The 19,679-nt window shown below is 68.3% G+C and carries 17 protein-coding genes, 1 tRNA gene and 2 pseudogenes; 12 read left to right on the forward strand and 8 right to left on the reverse strand.

Going from position 1 to position 19,679, the window contains the following annotated elements; translation table 11 throughout:
- Nucleotides 1-498 precede the first annotated feature (498 nt).
- Nucleotides 499-1,104 carry a hypothetical protein gene (locus AO398_RS28095; protein WP_152997408.1) on the forward strand — a complete coding sequence of 202 codons (606 nt, stop codon included), beginning with the start codon at nucleotides 499-501 and terminating at the stop codon, nucleotides 1,102-1,104.
- A gap of 375 nt (nucleotides 1,105-1,479) precedes the next feature.
- On the opposite strand, the gene AO398_RS04480 is transcribed toward AO398_RS28095, so the two are convergent.
- Nucleotides 1,480-1,737: a helix-turn-helix transcriptional regulator gene (locus AO398_RS04480; RefSeq protein ID WP_082643121.1), complete on the reverse strand. Its 258-nt coding sequence runs from the start codon at nucleotides 1,735-1,737 to the stop codon at nucleotides 1,480-1,482.
- A gap of 111 nt (nucleotides 1,738-1,848) precedes the next feature.
- Between AO398_RS04480 and AO398_RS04485 the strand changes: the two are divergent.
- Nucleotides 1,849-2,184, forward strand: a pseudogene (locus tag AO398_RS04485) (transposase); the annotation flags it as partial.
- A 196-nt stretch (nucleotides 2,185-2,380) separates the two neighbouring features.
- On the opposite strand, the gene AO398_RS04490 reads toward AO398_RS04485, so the two are convergent.
- Nucleotides 2,381-2,827, reverse strand: a complete 447-nt coding sequence (locus AO398_RS04490; RefSeq protein WP_058190825.1) for a cupin domain-containing protein — start codon at nucleotides 2,825-2,827, stop codon at nucleotides 2,381-2,383.
- A gap of 79 nt (nucleotides 2,828-2,906) precedes the next feature.
- Here AO398_RS04490 and AO398_RS04495 point away from each other — a divergent pair, with 79 nt between their 5' ends.
- Nucleotides 2,907-3,875 carry a LysR family transcriptional regulator gene (locus AO398_RS04495; RefSeq protein ID WP_058190826.1) on the forward strand — a complete coding sequence of 323 codons (969 nt, stop codon included), beginning with the start codon at nucleotides 2,907-2,909 and terminating at the stop codon, nucleotides 3,873-3,875.
- A gap of 194 nt (nucleotides 3,876-4,069) precedes the next feature.
- On the opposite strand, the gene AO398_RS04500 is transcribed toward AO398_RS04495, so the two are convergent.
- Both AO398_RS04500 and AO398_RS04505 read right to left on the reverse strand, forming a co-directional pair.
- Nucleotides 4,070-5,044, reverse strand: coding sequence for an alpha/beta hydrolase (locus tag AO398_RS04500; protein WP_058190827.1), 975 nt, complete (start codon nucleotides 5,042-5,044; stop codon nucleotides 4,070-4,072).
- A 116-nt stretch (nucleotides 5,045-5,160) separates the two neighbouring features.
- A complete protein-coding gene (locus AO398_RS04505; RefSeq protein ID WP_058190828.1) occupies nucleotides 5,161-5,523 on the reverse strand; it encodes a hypothetical protein in 363 nt (120 codons plus the stop codon).
- A 269-nt stretch (nucleotides 5,524-5,792) separates the two neighbouring features.
- On the opposite strand from AO398_RS04505, the gene AO398_RS04510 reads away from it, so the two are divergent.
- Nucleotides 5,793-6,971, forward strand: a complete 1,179-nt coding sequence (locus tag AO398_RS04510) for a zinc-dependent alcohol dehydrogenase (protein ID WP_058190829.1) — start codon at nucleotides 5,793-5,795, stop codon at nucleotides 6,969-6,971.
- Between the two features lie 154 nt (nucleotides 6,972-7,125).
- On the opposite strand, the pseudogene AO398_RS04515 reads toward AO398_RS04510, so the two are convergent.
- Nucleotides 7,126-7,598, reverse strand: a pseudogene (locus AO398_RS04515) (LysR substrate-binding domain-containing protein); the annotation flags it as partial.
- 112 nt (nucleotides 7,599-7,710) lie between these two features.
- On the opposite strand from AO398_RS04515, the gene AO398_RS28740 reads away from it, so the two are divergent.
- Together AO398_RS28740 and AO398_RS04525 are read left to right on the forward strand one after the other, a co-directional pair.
- A complete protein-coding gene (locus AO398_RS28740; RefSeq protein WP_058190830.1) occupies nucleotides 7,711-7,911 on the forward strand; it encodes a hypothetical protein in 201 nt (66 codons plus the stop codon).
- 4 nt (nucleotides 7,912-7,915) lie between these two features.
- Nucleotides 7,916-10,723 (forward strand): PAS domain-containing protein, encoded by a 2,808-nt coding sequence (locus tag AO398_RS04525; RefSeq protein WP_058190831.1) that lies wholly within the window; start codon nucleotides 7,916-7,918, stop codon nucleotides 10,721-10,723.
- 20 nt (nucleotides 10,724-10,743) lie between these two features.
- Here the strand turns inward: AO398_RS04525 and AO398_RS04530 are convergent, their stop codons facing one another.
- Nucleotides 10,744-11,646: a LysR family transcriptional regulator gene (locus tag AO398_RS04530; protein WP_058190832.1), complete on the reverse strand. Its 903-nt coding sequence runs from the start codon at nucleotides 11,644-11,646 to the stop codon at nucleotides 10,744-10,746.
- Between the two features lie 107 nt (nucleotides 11,647-11,753).
- On the opposite strand from AO398_RS04530, the gene kdgD reads away from it, so the two are divergent.
- The 4 genes from kdgD (at nucleotide 11,754) to AO398_RS04550 (ending at nucleotide 16,180) form a co-directional block, all read left to right on the forward strand.
- Complete coding sequence (gene kdgD, locus AO398_RS04535) at nucleotides 11,754-12,668, forward strand: 5-dehydro-4-deoxyglucarate dehydratase (protein ID WP_058190833.1); 915 nt, start codon at nucleotides 11,754-11,756, stop codon at nucleotides 12,666-12,668.
- Nucleotides 12,669-12,766: 98 nt separating this feature from the next.
- Entirely contained in the window at nucleotides 12,767-14,122 is a 1,356-nt protein-coding gene (locus tag AO398_RS04540) for an MFS transporter (protein WP_058190834.1), read from the forward strand.
- A gap of 114 nt (nucleotides 14,123-14,236) precedes the next feature.
- Nucleotides 14,237-15,586, forward strand: a complete 1,350-nt coding sequence (gene gudD, locus AO398_RS04545; RefSeq protein ID WP_058190835.1) for a glucarate dehydratase — start codon at nucleotides 14,237-14,239, stop codon at nucleotides 15,584-15,586.
- Nucleotides 15,587-15,691: 105 nt separating this feature from the next.
- Nucleotides 15,692-16,180: an NAD(P)-binding domain-containing protein gene (locus AO398_RS04550; RefSeq protein WP_058190836.1), complete on the forward strand. Its 489-nt coding sequence runs from the start codon at nucleotides 15,692-15,694 to the stop codon at nucleotides 16,178-16,180.
- Nucleotides 16,181-16,191: 11 nt separating this feature from the next.
- Here AO398_RS04550 and AO398_RS04555 read toward each other — a convergent pair.
- Nucleotides 16,192-16,267: transfer RNA gene (locus tag AO398_RS04555), tRNA-Ala, on the reverse strand.
- A gap of 123 nt (nucleotides 16,268-16,390) precedes the next feature.
- On the opposite strand from AO398_RS04555, the gene AO398_RS04560 reads away from it, so the two are divergent.
- On the forward strand, nucleotides 16,391-16,693 hold the full coding sequence (locus AO398_RS04560; protein WP_058190837.1) for a YggT family protein: 303 nt from the start codon (nucleotides 16,391-16,393) through the stop codon (nucleotides 16,691-16,693).
- Between the two features lie 11 nt (nucleotides 16,694-16,704).
- Nucleotides 16,705-17,748 (forward strand): MaoC family dehydratase, encoded by a 1,044-nt coding sequence (locus tag AO398_RS04565; protein WP_058190838.1) that lies wholly within the window; start codon nucleotides 16,705-16,707, stop codon nucleotides 17,746-17,748.
- A gap of 313 nt (nucleotides 17,749-18,061) precedes the next feature.
- Here the strand turns inward: AO398_RS04565 and AO398_RS04570 are convergent.
- A partial coding sequence (locus tag AO398_RS04570; protein WP_280139111.1) for a DNA translocase FtsK occupies nucleotides 18,062-19,679 on the reverse strand: 1,618 nt, incomplete at its 5' end.

Raw genomic sequence — 19,679 nt, forward strand, 5'->3', positions numbered from 1 at the left:
GTTGAGGTGATTTGGTTACGCTGTCGGCAGTCCATAGCGGTAAAGCGACTAGACGCCTCTTGCCACGAGCGCCTCTGGCATGATTCAATAGGTAAGTGGTGACGCTTGTCGTCCTACCCGTATCATCGCGCGGCGGCTAACCTAACGCGACGGATACGAGCGGCAATGAGAGCACACGTGCTCCCACCGCCCAAACCGGAACCGGTAGTAGTCCGTAACGGACACCGGCTTCGGATACGTACAAACCACAGCCATGTGATTCGTCCTCCGGGGTGCCAGGGTTAAGCCTGGCCTCCGGGGGCGCCTTCGCGCGCACCCCGCGCGTCGGTGCGCGCACGAGTGGACGTGAGGACGACAAGCGTCACCTGAGAGACTGACAGCGGGCGGGCTATCCGTCAAGCGCGCGGCCTATCCGTCGCGCATATCGACAACGACTCCCTTTTCACGCCCCACGGCGCGTGATACGTCTGAGTCATGTCAACCCCCGCGATCATGAAAATGATCTCCGAGAAGCGAACGGTTCTCGCTGCTCAAAAGCGAGCCGTCGAGCTACTTGAGGCTGAGCTGAACGGAATGGAGGCCATTTTGGCCCTCATTCCGCAGACGCCGCTTGCGTCCACATCCAAATCTTCCGCTCCGGCCGATCCCCAAGGTGTGGTGCCGGTTGCTCGATCCAACGGCGGAAGGCAGCCTGGCGCAATTTCCAACAAATGGAAGCGCCATCTACTTGCATTGGATGAAGCAAAGGCCCTCTTTAGCCTTGATGACGTGATAGAGCTTGTCGCAGAACGCGAGAGCCGCTTGATGCGACCGAGCGAGGTGAAGAGAATATTTGAAAAGTACGTTGAGCAAGGGCACGTTGAAGAGCGCGAAGACTTCTATACCGTACCCGAAGCAACTGTACAAAAATTCAGAGCTGCTTTGCGTGATACTGGCGATGATATGCCAGACGAAGATGAGGCAGCTTCTACTGCAGCAAAAAAGGAAGACGCTGCTCCGAAGCAACCAGAGCCAGCCGGGTATGATCTAGACGACGATATTCCTTTTGACCCACCAGTCCCTAAACGGGGCGGGTATGACTTGGACGATGATATTCCGTTTTGACAGGTGATTGAGCCTTCCGACGAGGTTCACTTCGGCAAGGCAGATAGCAGTCGGGCCGGTCACTCCCTTTCGCAGAGGAAGTGCCGGCCCGGCCAGGACCACCCACCGCGAACGCTTCCGGCTTGGAGGCGCAGCGCCTGTGCGCAGCTCACACGCTTAACGTCGCACTTTAGGGGCTGATTTTCAAGCCGGTAGCATCCCTCACAACCGCTTCTGCGGAGGATGCTTTATGGCTGCTGAGTTCCCCTGCGATCACCTTACTGCCTGCCACATACTCCACGCCGTTCTCATGCTCGGCTGGAGTCAGGGCAGGACTTCTCACTACTTCTGCGTGAACGGCGGCACGGTCTCCAAGATCGTGCGCGGCCGCTCTCATCACGGAGCGGCCCCGGTCCCGTTCTTATCCGGTGACGCGCCCGTGCCAGCGTAAGCGATCCCGGCCGGCTCATCCGTAAGGGTGATGCCGGCCTCCTCAAACGCACGCCGCATCGCCAGCATGTTGTTGGGGATCGGCGTGCGGATGCCGTTCTCAAACTGGCGAATGGTGCTGAGGCCGATGTTGGCCCGCTTGGACAGGTCGGTTTGCGACCAGTCCAACCATCCTCTCGCGGCTCGGCAGTGCTCTGGCGTCATCGTGCGTTAGATCTAGCGCGCCCTTTTTTGCGGCAAGGCACCGAAAAGCGCTGACCTGATCTAGGTCGACCCATATCGTCCACCTCAACGCAAAACGTTCGGGTGGCCGCGATGGCTCAACACTTCCTCCTCGCCAAAGCGGCCCGTACTCTCTCCCCCGCCAAGGTCGCCCGCCTATCCGACGACGCAGCGTGGGAGACGTTCAAGGCAATCCGCTGGGAGGCGACCGAAGGTCAGCCGTTCTGCCCGCGTTGCGGCTGCCTCAAGCACTCGTTCATCGCCACCCGCAAGCTGTTCAAGTGCGCCGGCTGCCGGCACCAGTACAGCGTCACCAGCGGGACCATCTTCGCTTCGCGCAAGCTCCCGATCCGAGATCACCTTCTTGCCATCGCCATCTTCGCCAACGGCGCCAAGGGGCATTCGGCGCTGCGACTCGCCCGCGACGTGCGGGGCGAGGCTTGCACGGACGACACGCTGCATTGAGGCGACCGGAGGGGACGTGGCAGGGCACACCCGTCATCGCGCGCGCCGCGAAGCAACCGCGGGGTGGCCACCCCAACGGATGATCCCCCCAACCGTCCGAGAGGCGCGGATCTAGGCCGGCCCGCCTTCGGGCGACGAGGCATGGAAGCGGACCTTGCCTCTAGGTCGGCGGCAGCAGCTCGATGCCGAAGCGCGTCGACAGGCTGCCGAGACGTGCCAGGGCCTCGGCGTCAGGCGCCTGCGCGGGCGCCGCGGTCGTGCCGGTCTGCCCCGCCTCTCGGACGAACTGCTCGAAGCCGGATGGCGTGCAGAACACCAGGGCTTCGGCTGCCTCGGGACCGACGTTCCCCAGCCGGTGCGCCTGGCCTCGCGGGAGGATCACGACGTCCCCCCTGGACAACGCGCGGATCTCGCCGCCGGTCTCGACCTGAACCTGTCCGGACAGCACGTAGATGGTTTCCTCCTCGTGCAGGTGCCGGTGCAGCGGCGTCCACACGCCGGGCGGATTGGTGATGCGCAGCAGCGAGAACTGCTGGCCGGTCTCGTCGCCCGTCACCAGGATGTCGACGCGCGTTCCCGCAAAGGTGATGGTTTCGTTCCGGTGCATCGGCGTGCTCCTGGCCAACGGAATGCTGGATGTACGCCGGCGCTGGACATGAGACGAGCTTAAGCGTTCTCATGGGTGTATGAGCTCACGTCATGTATCCGAGCGCGACCTCCGCCTCTTCCTGGTGCTCGATGCGCTTCTCGATCATCGAAGCGTGACGCAGGCGGCGACCGCCCTGGGCCTCACCCAGTCGGCCGTCAGCCATTCCCTGCGGGCCCTGCGGATGCGGTTCGGCGATCCGCTGCTGGTCCGGGTCGGCCATACGCTCTGCCCGACACCGCGCGCACTGGCCCTGCGCCCGAGCCTGTCACTCGGGCTCTCGGAACTCGAACGCGTGCTGGGCCGTGAGCCAACGTTCGATCCGGCGCACTCGACGCGGTGCTTCACCCTCGCGACACCCGACTATCCCCAGTTCACGGTTCTGCCCGAGCTCTTCGGCCGGATGAGGCGCGAAGCCCCCGGCCTCGATTTCCAGGTGAGACCGATCGGCCAGGGCCTCGCTGAAGACCTTGCGAGCGGGAGCCTGGATCTCGTCCTGGCGGGCGCCGAAGTCGAGCAGCAGCTCGCGCTCGACCGCGCGTTGATGCGCGTGCGCGTCATCTCCGAGCCGTTCCGCTGTGTGGTGAGGCGGGGGCACCCGGCCTTGGCATCGCCCCTCGACCTCGACGTCTACACCACCCTGCCGCACGTGCTCGTCAGCACCGGCGGAGACCGCACGGGTATCGTCGATACCGCTCTGGCTGCCGTCGGGCGGCGCCGACGCGTCGCCATGACCGTCCCGAGCTTCCCGGCCGCGATCTGGATGGTCGCGGCTTCCGACCTCATCGCGACGCTGCCGAAGGCGATCACCGATCGCGCGTCGCGTCACGATGTCGAAGTCAGAGAGCCGCCGATCCTGCTGCCCCCGAGCGACGCCTATCTCTGGTGGCATCCGCGCTTCCAGCACGATCCCGGACACGGCTGGTGGCGTCAAACCTTGTCGGACGCCCTGGCGGTCTTGCGCTCCCAGGGGCCGACCGGCCGGACAAACCCTCTCGCCGATGACTGATCGGGACACGCCGAGCAGCGGACGGTCTCCGGAAGGCCGTGCAGGCCCATCGCCTCCGCCGGGGCCTCGATCACGCCGAGGCGGTCGATGCGCCGCGCCACCTTCGGCGCGAGGCGGGCCCGGCTATCCCTTCGACAAGCGCAGGGTGAGGCCGTCGATCCGCGTCAGGATGCGTCCCGGCACGGCAGGCTCGGTCAGGCGGCCGCCCGAATGGCCGGCTCCGACGCGCGCGCCACGGCGGCGACGACCTGATCGGGCGCGAGGTGGTGGATCATGTGGCCCATGCCGGGAATGACCAGGAACGTGCTGCCGGGGAGTTCCCGGTGGAGCCGCTGCGATTGCCGGCCGACATCGGCGATCTGATCGTCCCCGCCCGTGATGATCACGACGGGGAGCGTCAGGTCCCGGTAGTGGTGCTGGAGCTCCGCGGCCGCCGGCGTCATCGTGGCGGCATCCTCCGCCGAGGCGCGCAGCTGCAGCGGGCGCAGCATCATGGCCTTCGGGAAGGCGCGATCGAAGCGCTCCGGAACGGCGGCCGGCGCGAACATGCCCTTGATCAGGGCGGGCAGCATCAGGCGGCCGGCCAGCGGCGACACGGTGTAGCGCATCAGGTCGCCCAGGCCGGGGATCGCCACCGGGGACGTGAGGATCACGTCGGCGCGCAGCGTGGGATAGTAGTAGCCCGAGGCCAGGACGAGGCTGCGCACCAGCTGCGGGGCCTGCAGCGCCAGGGCGACCGCGACCAGCGCGCCCCAGGAATGCCCGAGCACGACGGCCCGCGACACGTCGAGCCGCTCCAGCGCCTTCGCGAACAGGGTGGCGTGGGCGCGGGGCGTCCAGAGGCCCCGGGGCCGATCGCTGTAGCCGTAGCCGGGCCGGTCGAAGATGATGACGCGGTAGCGCTTGGCCAGATCGTCGACGATGCCGCTCACCAGGAAATCCTGGATCAGGGTGCCGTTGCCGTGGATCAGGACCAGCGGCTCCCCATGTCCGCGCTCGATGTAGTGCAGGCGCACGCCGTCCACGGTCATGAACTGGCCGATCGGCGGGGTGCGCTGCTCCGCCTTGCGGGTCGCGGCCAGCGCGTAGAGGGCCGAGGCGCCCAGGGCCGCGGCCGAGCCCACCAGGGTCGGCACGAGCCAGGGGCGGGAGGGGGAGCGACGCGTCATGATCGGATCCTGAAGGGGGGAGGGGGCGTGCTCCTGATCAACCGGATCAATCCGAAGCGCTGTAATCCGGGCGGCGAGCGCGAGGGCTCGCCGCCCACGTGTTTCGCGACGGGGCCCTACGGCAGCGCGCCGATCATGCCCTTGGCTTCGGTCATCGTGTCCTCGCAGGCGCGCTGCTGCCCGGCGCGATCCTCGTCCCCCGCCCGGCCGATGAGACGCCGCGCATCGGAGATGTGGGCCGCGGTCGAGATCATGCGGGCGTCGCTCGGCACGCCGGAGGGCGCCTGCGCCAGGGCCTTCGGCGACTTGCTGCTGCGGATCGTGTGGCCGTCCTGGAGGCCGGCCACGTGGACGGCGCCGGCGCTGTCGAGGCGGCGTTCGATCGTCCCGATCTGCTCGGCGCAGGAGCTGGCCCGGACCGGCAGCTGCGAGAGACCGAGCAGGAAGGCGGAGGCCCCGAGGGCGAGCGCGAGACGCATGGGTGATCCTTGAGATGCGGGGTTCGGGCTCGCTGGGCGAGCCAGGCCGGCGATGGCGCGGCCGGAGTTGAGAGCGGGGTGCAACCGCGGTGATCGAACGGCCGCTCAAATTGCTGCACTGCAATAGAGAAACACGGGGCCGTCCCGATCGATCCGTTTCGAGAGCGAAAATATTTAGCAGATCTACGGCGGGTATTTTCCCGGGATCATTTGTCTGAAAGCGCCGGTTAGCTCCATCGACGCCTAAAAATTCGACGGAGATATTCTGAATGAAAGCGCTTACCTGGCAGAGCCGCGGCACGATCACCTGCGAGACCGTGCCCGATCCGACGATCGAGCATGGCCGGGACGTGATCATCAAGGTCACCGCCTGCGCGATCTGCGGCTCGGATCTGCACCTGATGGGCGGGTTCATGCCGACCATGGAATGCGGTGACATCCTCGGCCACGAGACCATGGGCGAGGTCATCGAGGTCGGGCGCGACAATCACAAGCTCAAGGTCGGCGACCGCATCGTCGTGCCGTTCACGATCTGCTGCGGCGAGTGCCGGCAGTGCAAATGGGGCAATTGGAGCTGCTGCGAGCGGACCAACCCGAACGGCAAGCTGCAGGCCCAGACCTACGGCTATCCCCTCGCCGGCCTGTTCGGGTTCTCGCACATCACCGGCGGTTTCGCCGGCGGCCAGGCCGAGTATCTGCGCGTGCCCTACGCGGATGTCGGCCCCATCGTGGTGCCCGAGGGGCTCAGCGACGAGCAGGTCCTGTTCCTCAGCGACATCTTCCCGACCGCCTACCAGGCGGCCGAGCATTGCGACATCGGCCCGGAGGACACGGTCGCGATCTGGGGCTGCGGGCCGGTCGGCGTGCTCGCCGTGAAGTGCTGCTATCTCCTGGGCGCCAAGCGCGTCATCGCCATCGACAGCGTGCCGGAGCGGCTGGCGCTCGCCCGCGAGGCCGGCGCCGAGACCATCGATCTCGGCCATCAGAACGTGCAGGACACGCTCATGGAGATGACCCACGGCCTGGGTCCCGACTCGGTGATCGAGGCGGTCGGCATGGAATCCCACGGGGCCGACACCACGCTCCAGAAGGTCTCCTCGGCGATCCTGGAGCACACGGTGAGCCTGGAGCGGCCGTTCGCGCTCAACCAGGCGATCCTGGCCTGCCGCCCCGGCGGCAACGTCTCGATGCCGGGTGTCTTCGCCGGCCCCGTCGGACCGGTCGCGCTCGGAATCCTCATGAACAAGGGCCTGACCCTGAAGACCGGCCAGACCCACATGGTCCGGTACATGAAGCCGCTGCTGGAGCACATCCAGAACGGCGACATCGACCCGTCCTTCATCATCAGCCACCGCTCCACCAACCTGGAGGAAGGGCCGGCGCTCTACGCGGCGTTCCGGGACAAGACCGACAACTGCACGAAGGTCGTGTTCAAGCCGCACGGCTGAGTGCGCGCGCGGCGGCTCCGGCCGCCGCGCCTCCGGCGTCTGGCGCGCGGTCGTCCGGCCGGTCAGGGGTGCGATTTCTGTTCGCCCGTTGCGGTGACCGTGACGATCTCGTCGGTCGCCAGGCCTGTCGGATCCTGCCGAACGCGCTACGGGATCAATCCGCGTCTCGCTTGAGCCGAACAACACGCTGATCGGCGAACTTCGCCGCGGCCACGGAGCGGGATCGCCCGCGCAGCTGGGCAAGAACCAGCGTCATCGGCGTCAGGGCGCGGATGTCGATTCGACGGCCGTGCAGGCGCGGATCCTGGGGGATGCCGCTGGGGATCTGCAGGCTGATCACGTCCTGGCGAAGCGTGAGAGTGCGCAGGCATTCCAGCGCCCCGGACGCGACGGCCGGCCGCAGCTCGACGCCGCCCCGGGCGCTATGTGGTGGCGGATGGCCAGCGCGGGGGCGGGCAGCGCCAGGGCATGGGCCAGGCCGTCGCGCAGCCGCACAGGCCCGGTCTCCGCCGCCAGCGCGCGGCCCTTGCGCAGCAAGGCGTAGAGCGTCTGGTGGCCGGCATCGAGCGGGTGCAGCTGCGCCGAGGGCGGCGGCTGCAGGATCAGGGCGAGATCCGCCTCGCTCGCCGGCCGCCCCATCGCGCCCAGCCAGAGCGAACGGTTCTGTGGGCGCCTTCGGATTGCCCGTCGGTGGCTGGGGAGGAAACACCTCTGGCGTCGGGTGTGTTAGGAGGCGGCCATGTCCGCCAAACACGCCCGTTACATCGCCCCGATGGAACCGCTTGCCGCCGGGATCGACAGTCAGGTGGTAGAGGGGGGCGACGCCTCGACCAGGGATCCGGCCCGGACGGCCATCCGGGTGCGGCGTTCGAAGGACGCACGCGACATCGCTGTCCGGGTTGCCTCTGCGAGGCCGCTGCACAGCCCGGGACAGGTCTAAGCCCATGGCTTCGCAGACTTCGGCCTTCGCCGACGGCGGTCACATGGGCGCGTGCATGCGTGCCTACGATTGGTCCAGCACCACCCTCGGGCCGCAGCAGCACTGGCCCCCATCGCTCCTGACCCTCGTGCGGGTCATGCTCAACTCACGACAACCGATGTTCATCGCCTGGGGCGCGGACCGCACCCTGCTGTACAACGACACCTACGCGCCCATGCTCGGCGAGCGGCACCCGGGGGCCCTCGGCCGCCCATTCTTCGAGACCTGGCCCGAGGTCCAGGGCGAGGTGGGGGCCCTGATGGATCGTGTGTTCGCGGGCGATCCCGTACACATGGACGACCTGCAGCTCACCCTGCGTCGCAACGGCTACCCCGAAGAGGCTCACTTCGCCTTTTCCTACACGCCTGTCCCGGGGGACGACGGCACGACCATCGGCCTGTTCTGCGCCTGCACCGAGACGACCCGCCAGGTGCTCGCCGAGCGGCAAGCCTCCTCCGAGCGCGAACGGCAGCAGGCCCTGCTGCAGCAGATGCCCGGGTTCGTCGCCGTGCTGCGCGGGCCGAGCCACATCTTCGAGTACGTCAACGACGCCTACGTCGCGGTGGCCGGCCGCCGGGACTACGTCGGGCGCACGGTCAGCCAGGTGTTTCCGGAGCTGATCGACCAGGGCTTCTACGAACTGCTCGACCGGGCTTATGCGACGGGCGAGCCGTTCACGGCCCGGTCCCTGCCGATCCGGTTCGTCGGCGAGGACAGCGACCGGTACCTCGACTTCCTCTACCAACCCATCCGCGACCAGGCCGGGGCCATCACCGGCCTCTTCGTCGGCGGCTACGAGGTTTCGGACCAGGTCCGCTCGCGCGCCGCCCTGGCCGAGAGCGAAAGTCGCTATCGCACCCTGTTCGAGAGCATCGACGTCGGGTTCTGCATCATCGAGCTGACGTTCGACGATGCGGATCGCGCCATCGATTACCGGATCCTCGAAGCGAACCCGGCCTTCGAACGCCAGACCGGCGCCAATGTGGTCGGTCGCTGGGTCAGCGACTTTGCCCCAAACCTCGAACGCCATTGGTTCGACACGTATGGGCGCGTCGCCCTGACGGGCGAGCCGGCCCATTTCGAGAACAAGGCCGACGTGTTCGGACGCTGGTTCGACGTGCGGGCCTTGCGGGTCGGCGAGCCGGCCGCGCATCGGGTCGCCATCTTCTTCAGCGACATCTCCGAGCGCAAGCGCATGGAGGACGCGCTCCAGGTCCTCAATACGACCCTGGAGCAACAGGTCTTCGAGCGCACGGCCGAGCGCGACCGGCTCTGGACGCTGTCCGAGGACATGCTCGCCCAAGCCAACTACGAAGGCATGATGTCGGCGGTCAGCCCGGCCTGGACCCGGGTCCTCGGCTGGTCCGAGGCCGAGCTCCTGTCACGGCCCTACGCGACCTTCATGCATCCCGACGACATGGGGCCGACGCTCGCCGGCCTGGCACGGATGGGAGAGACGCGACAGCCGACACGCTTCGAGAACCGCATCGCCGCCAAGGGCGGCGGGTGGAAGCCCATCGAATGGACGGTGGCGCCCGAGGCCGACGGCGCCAATTTCATCGCCGTGGGGCGTGACCTGACCGTCGTCAAAACGCGAGAGGCGGAGCTTGCCTCTGCCCAGGAGGCCCTGCGCCAGGCCCAGAAGATGGAGGCGGTCGGTCAGCTCACCGGCGGTGTCGCGCATGACTTCAACAACCTGCTCACCGTCATCAAGTCGTCCACCGACCTGCTCAAGCGCCCGGGCCTGGCGGAGGAGCGACGCCAGCGCTACGTCGGCGCGATCTCGGACACCGTCGCACGCGCCGCCAAGCTCACGGGCCAGCTGCTCGCGTTCGCGCGGCGCCAGGCGCTGAAGCCGGAGGTCTTCGATGCCGGCAAGAGCGTGGTCACCATCAGCGACATGGTCGGCACGCTGAGTGGCGCGCGCGTCAAGATCGTCACGGACATCCCGGGCGAGCCCTGCTTCGTCAACGCCGATCCGAGCCAGTTCGACACGGCCTTGGTGAACATGGCCGTCAACGCCCGGGATGCCATGGACGGCGAGGGCACCCTCACCATCACTGTGCATCCCGTCTCGATCATTCCCCCGCTCCGCAGCCACCCGGCCGTGCCCGGCGACTTCATTGCGGTGTGTATCGAGGACACGGGTTCCGGCATCGCCCCTGAGCGGATCGAACATATCTTCGAGCCCTTCTTCACAACCAAGGGTGTGGGACAGGGGACGGGTTTGGGGCTGAGCCAGGTCTTCGGCTTCGCGAAGCAATCGGGTGGTGAGATCAGGGTCCAGAGCGTGATCGGCCAGGGTGCGATGTTCGTGCTGTACCTGCCGCGGGTCGAGGCGGCCGCCCGCCTGCCGCAGGTCGAGCCCGAACCCCTCGTCGACGGACATGGCCTGTGCGTCCTGGTGGTCGAGGACAACGCGGATGTCGGAACATTCGCGACCCAGACCCTGGCCGAACTCGGCTACGTCACCGTCTGGGCCGCCAACGCGGAGGAGGCCCTTGGCGCGTTGGCCAAGGACGCGGACCGTTTCGACGTGGTGTTCACGGACGTCGTGATGCCGGGGATGAACGGGATCGACCTGGCTCACCGGATCCGGGGGGACCATCACGATCTGCCCGTGCTGCTGGCCTCCGGCTACAGCCATGTGCTCGCCCAGAACGGGACCTACGGGTTCGAGCTGCTGCACAAGCCGTATTCGGTCGAACAGCTCTCGCGCCTGCTGCGCAAGGTCGCCACCCGGCAGCGGCGCGAGCGCATCATCGGCCGCTAGCGCGACCTCGACGGCACCCGTCAGCTCTCGACCCGCTCGAGGGCTATCGTCCTGACCGACACGAGACAGGGATTGGCGTTGTCGCGGCGCCACGCCAGCAACAGCTCGGGCCGAGCGGTTGCGGGGAGCGAGATCGGCCGCAACCGGATATCCGCCATGCTGTTCCCGCGGGTGCTCGCCGGCACCAGCGCGATCCCGAGGCCGGCCCCGACGAGGGCCAGCATGGCGTGGACCTGGTTCACCCGCTGCACGATCCGCGGCGCCACCCCACCGGTCTCGAACAGCGTGTCGAGCAGATCGATGAAGTACCGGCCGCCCTTGGGCGACCAGGTCACGAACGCCTCGCCGTCGAGATCCTGAAGCGTTGGGATGCGGCCCGTCGCCAGGCGGTGGCCGCGGGGCACCGCGAGCAGGAGCCGCTCGCTCACCAGCGGTGCCGTCGCGATCGACGATTTGGGATCCTGAAGGATCGGGGCCGGCCGCAGGATCGCGAGATCGGTCCGGTTCTCTTCGAGCGCCAGGATCTGCTCGTCGGAGACCATCTCCGCCAGCACGAGATCGACCTCGGGCAGCCTCGCGCGCACATGGGCCACGACACGGGGCAGCGTGCGATAGGCCGAGGCCGCCGTGAAGCTGAGACGGATCACGCCGCTTTCGCCCCGGGCCGCGCGTCGCGTGATGCGCGCGGCGCTCTCGGCCGCAGCCAGGACCCGATAGGCTTCCGCCAGGAACGTGCGTCCGGCCGGGGTCAGCCGGACCGCCCGGGTGGTGCGGTCGAGCAGCGCCACGCCGAGCGTCTGCTCCAGCATCTGGATCTGCCGCGACAGCGGCGACTGGGTCAGGTTGAGTTTCGACGCAGCCCGGCCGAAATGCATCTCCTCGGCGACGGCAATGAAGCTGCGTGCGTGGCCGAGATCGAACATTGATGCAGGATCCGGGATAATCCAGCTAGAATGAGCGTTGGACGCATTTAAAGCGCTGACCTACCCCGGATGCAACGCTGAATGGCGCACATCAGGGAGGGACGCGGATGGCGAGGATGACCCCGGCCGAGATGGCCCGTGCGTTGGGCTCCGGCCTGCTTTCCTTCCCGGTCACCCATTTCCGCGACGATCTCGGCTTCGACGAGACCGCCTACCGGGACAATCTGAGCCGCTTGGCCGACTACAAGGTGTCGGGCCTGTTCGCGGCCGGCGGCACCGGCGAGTTCTTCTCGCTGACACCCGCCGAGATCGATCGCGTCCTGCGCGCGGCCGTCGCGGAGACCCGCGGCCGCGTCCCCGTCATCGCCCCGGCGGGCCAGGGTACCGCCCTCGCGGTCGAGCTCGCCGAGGCGGCCGAGGCGGCCGGCGCGGACGGCCTCCTGCTGCTGCCGCCCTATCTCGTCGGCTCCGAGCAGGCGGGCCTCGCCGCCCATGTCGAGGCGGTCTGCCGGGCCACCAACCTCGGGGTCATCGTCTACAACCGGGCCAACGCCCAGCTCAACGAGCACACCCTGGCGGGCCTGTGCGACCGCTGCCCGAACCTCGTCGGGTTCAAGGACGGCGTCGGCGACGTCGAGCTGATGACGCGGATCTATGCCGGCCTGGGGGACCGCCTCACCTATGTCGGCGGCCTGCCGACCGCCGAGACCTTCGCGCTGCCGTATCTGGAGATGGGCGTCACCACCTACTCCTCGGCGATCTTCAACTTCCTGCCCGAATGGGCGCTGGCCTTCTACGAGGCGGTGCGCCGGCGCGACCGCGATGCGGTCTACCGGGAATTGCGCGACTTCGTCCTGCCCTACATCGCGATCCGCAACCGCAAGCGCGGCTATGCCGTCTCGATCGTCAAGGCGGGCATGACCGCGGTCGGCCGCCACGCCGGTCCCGTCCGGCCGCCGCTCACCGAACTCGACGCCGCCGAACACGCCGAGCTGAAGGCGCTGATCGGCGATCGCCGCTGAGACTCTCCACCCTCGCCAAGACCGGAGCTGCCGAACCAACGGCGGCCCGACCCGCCGCCCGGGCGCAATCGGGCGGCATCCATCCCGGGAGAACGTCCATGAGTGCCCTGACCAGCGGCACGGCGAGCACCCTGCTCGACGCTGCCGATGCGGCGCGCCGTACCCGCGTCCGCCTGCTCATCGTGGCGATGCTGTTTGCCGCCACCACGATCAATTACGCCGACCGCGCCACCATCTCGATCGCCGGGCCCGACATGGCCAAGGAGCTCGGCCTGACGCCCGTGCAGATGGGCTACGTCTTCTCGGCCTTCGCGTGGTCCTACGTCCTCGCCCAGATCCCCGGGGGCTGGCTCCTCGACCGCTACAGCGTCAAATGGGTCTACGCGGCGGCGGTGGCCCTCTGGTCCGCCTTCACCCTGGCCCAGGGGGCGGTGGGCTTCTTCACCGGCCTCACCGCCGTCGTCATGCTGTTCGCCCTGCGCCTGGCGGTCGGCCTCACCGAGGCCCCGGTCTTCCCGGCCAACGCCCGGATCGTGGCGGCGTGGTTCCCCACCCGCGAACGCGGCATGGCCTCGGCGTTCTTCAATTCGGCCCAGTACTTCGCGACGGTGCTGTTCACGCCGCTGATGGCCTGGATCGTCCACAATTTCGGCTGGCACCATGTCTTCACCAGCATGGGCCTGCTCGGCATCGCCTTCGCGGTCCTGTGGCTGCGCGTGGTCGACAGCCCGAAGAACCACCCGTCCATGAATCGGGCGGAGCGGGACTACATCGAGGCCGGCGGCGCGCTGCTCGACATGGACGGGCAGGGCACGAAGAAACCGGGCCATGCCGGCAAGACGCTGCGCGAGCTCCTCGCCAACCGGATGCTGCTCGGCATCTATGTCGGCCAGTACTGCATCACCGTGCTGACCTACTTCTTCCTGACCTGGTTCCCGGTCGGCCTCGTCAAGGAGCGCGGCCTGTCGATCCTGCAGGCCGGCTTCGCGGCGGTGCTGCCGGCGCTCTGCGGCTTCATCGGCGGAATCCTCGGCGGGGTGATCTCCGACCTGCTCCTGCGGCGCGGCTACTCGCTGACCGCGGCCCGGAAGATCCCGATCGTGGGCGGCATGCTGCTCTCGATGAGCATCATCGGCTGCAACTACGTCCAGACGGATGCGGTCGTCGTCGGGCTGATGGCGCTGGCCTTCTTCGGAAAGGGCATCGGGGCACTCGGCTGGGCCGTCGTCGCCGACACCTCGCCGCGGGAGAGCGGCGGTCTCTCGGGCGGCCTGTTCAACACCTTCGGCAACACCGCCGGCATCACCACGCCCATCGCGATCGGCTACATCGTGCAAAGCACGGGATCCTTCAACGGCGCCCTGGTCTTCGTCGGCCTGAACGCCCTGCTGGCCTGCTTCTGCTACCTTGTGGTTGTCGGCGAGATCCGCCGCGTCGAGCTCAAGGCGCGCTGACCGTCGAGACCGGACCGATCCCAGGACGGCCCGGTCCCGGTCCGACAGGGCCGCGCGCACTCGGCGGAGACCGGCCGCGCGGCTCAATCACCCGATGCAGTGAGGAGGAACGCCATGCTGAACGACCAGGGCCACGCCGCGCGCAACACGCCGACGGTGACGGAGATGAGGGTCGTGCCGGTCGCCGGCCACGACAGCATGCTCCTCAACCTCTCGGGCGCGCACGGCCCGTTCTTCACCCGCAACCTCGTGATCCTCACCGATTCGACCGGCGCCACAGGCCTCGGTGAGGTCCCCGGCGGCGAGGCCATCCGCAGGACGCTGGAGGATGCCCGGGACCTCGTGATCGGCCGGCCGCTCGGGGCCTGGAACGCGGTCCTCAACGCCATGCGGACGCGCTTCGCCGACCGCGACGCGGGCGGGCGCGGCCTGCAGACCTTCGACCTGCGCATCACCATCCACGCGGTCACGGCCGTCGAGGCCGCGTTCCTCGACCTGCTCGGCCAGTTCCTCGGGGTGCCGGTGGCCGCCCTCCTCGGCGAGGGGCAGCAGCGCGACGCCGTCGAGATGCTGGGCTACCTGTTCTACGTCGGCGACCGCACGCGCACCGATCTCGCCTACCGGGCGCCGGAGGCCCGCGACGGCTGGTTCCGCCTGCGCGACGCGGAGGCGCTGACCCCGGAGGCCGTGGCCCGGCTCGCGGAGGCGGCCTATGCGCAATACGGCTTCAACGACTTCAAGCTGAAGGGCGGCGTGCTGCGGGGCGAGGACGAGATCGCCGCCGTGACCGCCATCCACGAGCGCTTCCCGAAGGCCCGCGTGACCCTCGATCCGAACGGCGCCTGGTCCCTCGACGAGGCGATCCGGCTCTGCAAGGGCCAGGGCCACGTGCTGGCCTACGCGGAGGATCCCTGCGGGGCCGAAGGCGGATTCTCCGGACGCGAGATCATGGCCGAGTTCCGCCGCGCCACCGGCCTGCCCACGGCGACCAACATGATCGCCACCGACTGGCGGCAGATGAATCACGCCATCCAGCTCGGCGCCGTCGACATCCCGCTGGCCGACCCGCATTTCTGGACGCTGGCCGGCTCGGTCCGGGTCGCCCAGCTCTGCCGCGATCACGGCCTGACCTGGGGCTCGCACTCGAACAACCACTTCGACGTGTCGCTGGCCATGTTCACCCACGCGGCCGCGGCGGCCCCGGGGAATGTCACGGCGATCGACACCCACTGGATCTGGCAGGACGGCGAGGCCCTGACCCGGGAGCCGCTCGCGATCCGCGGCGGCCTGGTGCAGGTGCCCGAGCGGCCGGGACTCGGGATCGAGCTCGACTGGTCGGGTGTCGAGCGGGCGCACGCCCTCTACCGCGATCACGGCCTCGGCGCCCGGGACGACGCGGCGGCGATGCAGTTCCTGATCCCCGGCTGGACCTTCGATCCGAAGACGCCCTGCCTCGTCCGCTGATCGCGCTGCGACGCGCGCGCGCGGCACCGACCCCTGTCGTGCCGAAAGACCTGCGGACGCGGTGCGCGTCCGCAACGGCCTCTCAGCATTCGCGAGAAGACCGGAATGGATGTCGGGCTCATCGGCCTCGGCATCATGGGCGCACCGATGGCGGGGCACCTGATCGCGCGCGGGCATCGCCTGCACCGCAAGACCCGTCGCAGCGTGCCGGAGCCCCCCCTGCCGGCCGGGGACATCGCCGGCGCCAGGGAGGTCGCGAAGCGCTCGGACGTGGTCATCCGCGAAGGCGCCGTCACGGCCGAGCGCTGCGAGCGGGGGTGCAACGTCCACGGCCGGCCCTACCGCGTCCTCGGGAAACGAAAGGCCCTCTTCCTGATCTGGTCGAAGGACGCCGTGCTGGATCGTCGAGCGGATCTTTTGGGGGGGCAGGCGCTGCAGCCGCTTCTACTGCGAGCGTGCCGATCGGCTCGGCGTAGCGGCCGGATGCCCCGTCTGCGTTTCAAGCCACAGGGCCGTCAACGCCCTCGACGACCTGGCCTGAAACAAAAGGCCCACACAGCCTCTAAGTCCATCATGCCACTCAACTTTCCTTGACGTAGGAAAGTTGGTGGAGCTGAGGGGAATCGAACCCCTGACCTCCGCAGTGCGATTGCGGCGCTCTCCCATCTGAGCTACAGCCCCGTCGAGGCGCCGGCCTTGTAGGCGCGGGCGGCTCGACCTGTCAATTCCTGTTTCACCGCCGCCCGCCAACGCGCCGATCCCGGTGCCGTCGTGCGGGCGCCCTGAGGACACGCGCGGACCTGCATGAACGCCCTGATCTGGCTCTTCGACACGGTCGTCCAGCTCTTCATCTACGTCCTCATCGCCAGCGCGGTCCTGAGCTGGCTGGTGGCGTTCAACGTGGTGAATGTCCGCAACCCGATCGTCGCCCAGATCGGTGAGGTGCTCTACCGGATCACCGAGCCGGTGCTGCGGCCGATCCGCAACCTGCTGCCCAATCTCGGCGGCGTCGACATCTCGCCGATCATCCTGATCCTGCTGCTGCTGTTCATCAGCCGGCTTCTGCACGAATATGCCGTGCCCCAGGCCGCGATTTACGTGCAGTAGGATCGACTATCGTGAAGACAAATTCAGGCCGGTTCTTCGAGGATTTTCGCCTCGGCGAGACCATCCGGCACGCCACGCCCCGCACCGTCACGGTGGGCGACGTGGCGCTCTACACCGGCCTCTACGGCCCGCGCTTCGCCGTGCAATCGTCGGACGCCTTCGCGCGGGCCTTCGGGTATCCGAAAAGCCCGCTCGACGACCTGCTGACCTTCCACATGGTGTTCGGCAAGACCGTGCCGGACGTCTCCCTCAACGCGCTGGCCAATCTCGGCTACGCGGAGGGCGGGTTCCGCCGGCCGGTCTATCCGGGCGAGACCCTGTCGACCGTCTCCGAGGTGATCGGGCTCAAGGAGAGCTCGAACCGCCAGACCGGCGTGGTCTATGTGCGCTCGGTGGGCTCCGACGAGGCGGGCGAGACCGTTCTAAGCTATTGCCGCTGGGTCCTGGTGCGCAAGCGCGACCCGGAGGCCGCCATCGCCGAGGAGCACGTCCCGACGCTGGCCAAGGTGGTCGATCCGCAGGATCTCGCGGGCGCCCTGCCGAAGCTGTCCGCCGCCGCCTACGATTCGGATCTCGCGGGCAGCCCGCATCGGTTCCCCGACTACGCGGTCGGGGAAAAGATCGACCATGTCGACGGCATGACCGTCGAGGAGGCCGAGCACCAGATCGCCACGCGCCTGTTCCAGAACACCGCCAAGGTCCATTTCGACGGCTTGGCCGCCAAGGACACACGGTTCGGCCGCCGGCTGATCTATGGCGGGCACGTGATCTCGCTGGCCCGGGCGCTCAGCTTCAACGGGTTGGGCAACGCCTTCGCGTTGGCCGGCATCAATGCCGGCCGCCACGTGGCGCCGCTCTTTGCCGGCGACACGGTCTATGCCTGGAGTGAGGTCCTGGCCGCCGCCGATGTCGGCCGCGACGATGTCGGTCTCCTGCGCCTGCGCACAGTGGCCACCAAGAACCAGGCCTGCGGTGCTTTCCCGGACCGGGCGGGCGAGGGCTACGACCCGGCCGTGATCCTCGACCTGGATTACTGGGCGTTCGTGCCGAAGTAGACTTTCAGGCCAAGGCTCCCGATGGACCGAGGCTCCGGAGGGCGCGCCGTCCGAACAGGACGCGCGCCCTCCGTGCTCCCACGGTCTACGGCCGAGTCCGGTTCCGGGCGTTCCGACGCATCGGGGGAGGGGCCTTGTTCCCGGCACATGCGGAGAGGCGGTGCTGTCCTGGATCGTCGCCCGCTCCGGCGGCTGGAACGGGAACGGCCGGATACCCGACCCAAGATCATGACCCGCGGGCGGGGGCCGCTTCGCCTCCACCCCCGTCCGCGACCGGGCCGCGCAAACCCGCCTCAAACCCGTGTCGCCCGCCTCACCCGGCGGCATCCTCCAGCAGGATCTCGCGCTTGCCGGCGTGGTTGGCCGGGCCGACGATGCCCTCGGTCTCCATCCGCTCCATCAGGGAGGCAGCGCGGTTGTAGCCGATCTGGAGGCGGCGCTGGATGTAGCTGGTCGAGGCCTTCTGGTCGCGCAGAACCACCTGCACGGCCTGGTCGTAGAGGTCGCCCCCGGTCTCGCCGAAGGAGCCCTGGTCGAACACGGCGCCGTCGAGTTCCAGCTCGGCCGCGCCGGCCTTGCCAGCCTTGCCGCCCTTCTCGGGGGCACCCTCCTCGTCGTCGGCAGTAACGGCGTCGAGGTAGCTCGGGCGGCCCTGGCGCTTGAGGTGGGCAACCACGCTCTCGACCTCGCTGTCCGAGCAGAACGGCCCGTGCACGCGCGTCGTGCGCCCGCCGCCGGCCATGAACAGCATGTCGCCCTGACCCAGAAGCTGCTCGGCGCCCATCTCGCCCAGGATCGTGCGGCTGTCGATCTTGCTGGTGACCTGGAAGGAGATCCGGGTCGGGAAGTTCGCCTTGATCGTGCCGGTGATCACGTCCACCGACGGGCGCTGCGTCGCCATGATCAGGTGGATGCCGGCCGCCCGCGCCATCTGGGCCAGACGCTGGATCGCGCCCTCGATGTCTTTGCCGGCCACCATCATCAGGTCGGCCATCTCGTCGACCACGATCACGATGTAGGGGAGGGGGGCGAGGTCCATGGCCTCGTCCTCGTAGATCGCCTCGCCGGTCTGTCGGTCGAAGCCGGTTTGCACGGTCCGGGTCAGCACCTCGCCGCGGGCGGCGGCCTCAGCGACGCGGGCGTTGTAGCCGTCGATGTTGCGCACCGCGATCTTGGACATCTTCTTGTAGCGCTCCTCCATCTCGCGCACCGCCCATTTGAGGGCGATCACCGCCTTCTTGGGGTCGGTCACGACCGGGGAGAGCAGGTGCGGGATGCCGTCATAGACCGACAGCTCCAGCATTTTGGGATCGACCATGATCAGGCGGCACTCCTCCGGCTTCAGCCGGTAGAGCAGGCTGAGGATCATGGTGTTGATCGCCACCGACTTGCCCGAGCCGGTGGTGCCGGCGACCAAGAGGTGCGGCATCCGGGCGAGGTCGGCGATGATCGGCTCGCCGCCGATGTTCTTGCCCAGGCACAAGGCGAGCTTGTGCTTGCTCTCGGCGAAGTCCGTGGAGGCCAGGAGCTCGCGCAGAAACACCGTCTCGCGCTTGGCGTTGGGCAGTTCGATGCCGATGGCGTTGCGGCCGGGGACGACCGCCACGCGGGCCGAGACCGCCGACATCGACCGGGCGATGTCGTCGGCCAGCGCGATGACGCGGCTCGGATCGGGGCCGGGCGCCGGCTCCAGCTCGTAGAGGGTCACGACCGGGCCGGGGCGCACCGCCAGGATGTCGCCGCGCACGCCGAAATCGCCGAGCGTCGCCTCGAGCAAGGTCGCGTTCTGCTCCAGGGCGTCGGCCGAGACCTGGCTTGCCGGCGAGGGGCCGCGCGGGGCGGCCAGCAGGTCGAGGGCCGGCAGGGCGTAATCCTCCGGCCGCATCTGCGGCGCGGGCGCCCGGCGGGCCGAGACCGGCAAGGCGGCCGGC

It is taken from the genome of Methylobacterium sp. GXS13 (assembly GCF_001455965.1).
Taxonomy (GTDB): Bacteria; Pseudomonadota; Alphaproteobacteria; order Rhizobiales; family Beijerinckiaceae; genus Methylobacterium.

Excerpts from the sequence above, each read along its gene's own strand:
- AO398_RS28095 (WP_152997408.1), top strand. The coding sequence starts at position 499 with ATGATCTCCGAGAAGCGAACGGTTCTCGCTGCTCAAAAGCGAGCCGTC.
- AO398_RS04480 (WP_082643121.1), bottom strand. The coding sequence starts at position 1,737 with ATGACGCCAGAGCACTGCCGAGCCGCGAGAGGATGGTTGGACTGGTCG.
- AO398_RS04490 (WP_058190825.1), bottom strand. The coding sequence starts at position 2,827 with ATGCACCGGAACGAAACCATCACCTTTGCGGGAACGCGCGTCGACATC.
- AO398_RS04495 (WP_058190826.1), top strand. The coding sequence starts at position 2,907 with ATGAGCTCACGTCATGTATCCGAGCGCGACCTCCGCCTCTTCCTGGTG.
- AO398_RS04500 (WP_058190827.1), bottom strand. The coding sequence starts at position 5,044 with ATGACGCGTCGCTCCCCCTCCCGCCCCTGGCTCGTGCCGACCCTGGTG.
- AO398_RS04505 (WP_058190828.1), bottom strand. The coding sequence starts at position 5,523 with ATGCGTCTCGCGCTCGCCCTCGGGGCCTCCGCCTTCCTGCTCGGTCTC.
- AO398_RS04510 (WP_058190829.1), top strand. The coding sequence starts at position 5,793 with ATGAAAGCGCTTACCTGGCAGAGCCGCGGCACGATCACCTGCGAGACC.
- AO398_RS28740 (WP_058190830.1), top strand. The coding sequence starts at position 7,711 with ATGTCCGCCAAACACGCCCGTTACATCGCCCCGATGGAACCGCTTGCC.
- AO398_RS04525 (WP_058190831.1), top strand. The coding sequence starts at position 7,916 with ATGGCTTCGCAGACTTCGGCCTTCGCCGACGGCGGTCACATGGGCGCG.
- AO398_RS04530 (WP_058190832.1), bottom strand. The coding sequence starts at position 11,646 with ATGTTCGATCTCGGCCACGCACGCAGCTTCATTGCCGTCGCCGAGGAG.
- kdgD (WP_058190833.1), top strand. The coding sequence starts at position 11,754 with ATGGCGAGGATGACCCCGGCCGAGATGGCCCGTGCGTTGGGCTCCGGC.
- AO398_RS04540 (WP_058190834.1), top strand. The coding sequence starts at position 12,767 with ATGAGTGCCCTGACCAGCGGCACGGCGAGCACCCTGCTCGACGCTGCC.
- gudD (WP_058190835.1), top strand. The coding sequence starts at position 14,237 with ATGCTGAACGACCAGGGCCACGCCGCGCGCAACACGCCGACGGTGACG.
- AO398_RS04550 (WP_058190836.1), top strand. The coding sequence starts at position 15,692 with ATGGATGTCGGGCTCATCGGCCTCGGCATCATGGGCGCACCGATGGCG.
- AO398_RS04560 (WP_058190837.1), top strand. The coding sequence starts at position 16,391 with ATGAACGCCCTGATCTGGCTCTTCGACACGGTCGTCCAGCTCTTCATC.